This window comes from Mycobacterium sp., assembly GCF_049585075.1.
Classification (GTDB): Bacteria; Actinomycetota; Actinomycetes; order Mycobacteriales; family Mycobacteriaceae; genus Mycobacterium.
The window spans coordinates 1-2,547 of record NZ_JBAUZA010000151.1; the positions used below are offsets into that span (position 1 = coordinate 1).

General features: G+C 67.1%; 2 protein-coding genes. Both read left to right on the forward strand.

Features of this window, described 5'->3' with window-relative positions:
- The coding region (locus WB785_RS07095) for a response regulator transcription factor (protein WP_424078109.1) at positions 1-306 on the forward strand (306 nt) is incomplete at its 5' end.
- 134 nt (positions 307-440) lie between these two features.
- On the forward strand, positions 441-2,547 hold a 2,107-nt coding region (locus WB785_RS07100; RefSeq protein ID WP_424078110.1), incomplete at its 3' end, for an ATP-binding protein.

Sequence of the window (2,547 nt, forward strand, 5' to 3'; positions counted from 1 at the left end):
GCTATGGGCCAGCAGGGCTTTGACACCGCCTGGGCCGAGGGCGCAGCGTTGTCCACCGAGGAAGCGATTGCCTACGCGCAGCGCGGCCGCGGCCAACGTAAGCGGCCCAGCAGCGGCTGGGCCTCGCTCACACCGACCGAACGCCAAGTGGTGCAACTCGTCAGCGAGGGGTTGGCCAACAACGACGTCGCCGCAAGGCTTTTTGTCTCACCGCGTACCGTGCAAACCCACCTCACCCACGTCTACACCAAGCTGGCCTTGACGTCCCGCGTACAGCTGGTCCAGGAAGCCGCCCGCCACAACTGAACTTCGGTGCCTGATCGGCCGAGATCTACGCGGTTGCGCTGATGTTTTGCGATCCGCGTGCCCGCATGCTGGCTAGCATGACCAAGATCGATCGACGCGCGGACACGCCCCTGGTGGACTGGAGTGAGCTGAGCGTGAGCGGGCTGTTACCGACAGGCACTGTGACGTTGCTATTAGCTGACGTCGAGGGCTCCACGCGGCTCTGGGAAGCCCAGCCCGACGAGATGACCGCGGCCATCGCACGGATGAATAAGACGGTGTCAGCGACTATCGCCGAATACGAGGGCGTGCGCCCCGTAGAACAAGGTGAGGGCGACAGCTTCGTGGCAGCATTCGCCCGCGCCTCCGATGCGGTGGCCACTGCACTGGAATTGCAGCGTGCCGCCTTGGCCCCGATTCGGCTGCGGATCGGGGTACACACCGGCGAAATCCAGCTGCGTGACGAGGGTAACTACGCCGGTCCGACCATCAACCGCACCGCGCGACTGCGCGACCTCGGCCACGGCGGCCAAACCCTGTTATCGGGTGTCACCGAAGCGCTTGTCGTCGACCGGCTTCCCGACGACGCATGGCTGTCCGAGCTGGGCACCCATCCGCTGCGCGACCTCCCCCGCCCCGAGCGAGTGATACAGCTATGCCATCCCGATCTGGTGAACGACTTCCCACCGCTACGCCTCCCCAAAGCTGTTGTCTTCCAGCATCTTCCGGTGCTGCTTACCAGTTTCGTGGGCCGTAACACGGAGCTGACCCAGCTGCGGGAGCTGCTGAGCCAGAACCGGTTGCTGACGCTGGCCGGTGCCGGCGGAGCGGGTAAGACCCGGCTAGCAATACAGCTGGCGGCACAGCTGACCGGCGAATTCGCCGACGGCGTGTGGTACGTGGATCTGGCGCCGCTCACCGACCCCGAATTGGTGCCGGTTGCGGCGGCGCGTGCGCTGGGTTTGCCCGACCAACCGGGCCGATCGACGATGGACACCCTGTTGAGGTTTGTCCGCGACCGTCAGATGTTGGTGGTGCTGGACAACTGCGAGCATCTGCTCGACGCGTGCGCCGAGTTGGTCGCATCGCTGTTGGGGGCCGCTGCGGGGCTGACGCTGCTGGCGACCAGCCGCGAGCCGATCGGGGTGACCGGTGAGGTCAGCTGGCGCGTACCGTCACTGTCGCTAGCCGACGAGGCGATCGAACTGTTCATCGACCGAGCCCGTCATGCTCGGCCCGACTTGAACCTGACCGACGACAATGCCGCAGCGGTGGGCGAGATTTGCGCGCGCCTGGATGGGGTGCCGCTGGCGATCGAGCTGGCGGCGGCGCGGGTGCGGGCGCTGTCGCTGGCCGAGATCCTCGAGAGCCTGCATGACCGGTTTCGGCTGCTGACGGGTGGTGCGCGCACCGCGGTGCGCCGCCAGCAGACCCTGCGCGCCTCGGTGGACTGGTCACACAAGCTGTTGACCCAGCCCGAACGGGTGTTGTTGCGCCGGCTGGCGGTGTTTCTGGGCGGATTTGATCTCGACGCTGCCCAAGCAGTCGCTGGCGGTGCTGAGGTGGAGCGTTATCAGGTGCTCGATCAGCTCACCCTGCTGGTCGACAAGTCACTGGTGGTCACCGACGACAGCCTGGGCCGGACCCGGTATCGGCTGCTGGAGACCGTGCGCCAATACGCACTGGAAAAACTTGGCGAATCCGGCGAAGCCGACGCCGTGCGCTCACGTCACCGTGATTACTACACGGCGCTGGCCGCGGTGCTTGACGCGCCGGCAGGCAGTGATTATCAGCAGCTTCTCGAGCAGGCCGAGATCGAGATGGACAACCTGCGCGCCGCGTTCGGCTGGAGCCGGGAAAACTTCGATGTCGAGCTGGCATTGGCGTTGGCGTCGTCGCTGCAGCCGCTGTGGCTCGGGCGGGGCCGCCATCGGGAAGGGTGGGCCTGGTTAGATGCCGCGCTGGCCGATCTCGAAGCACATCACCCCGGGGTGGCGGCCGCGGTGCGCGCCCGAGCACTCGCCGACAGGGCCATGCTCGCGATCTGGGTGGGCGCCCCCGACAGCACGCAGGCCCAGCAAGCCCTGGCGATCGCCCGCGAGGTCGCGGACCCGGCCCTACTGGCCCGGGCGCTCACCGCCTGCGGCTGCATCGCCAGCTTCTACGACGCAGAGGCGGCTCGGGCGTACTTGGCCGAGGCGATCGGCCTGGCTCGGGCGTTGGGCGACCGGTGGAGGCTCAGCCAGATCCTCGTCGCGCAAG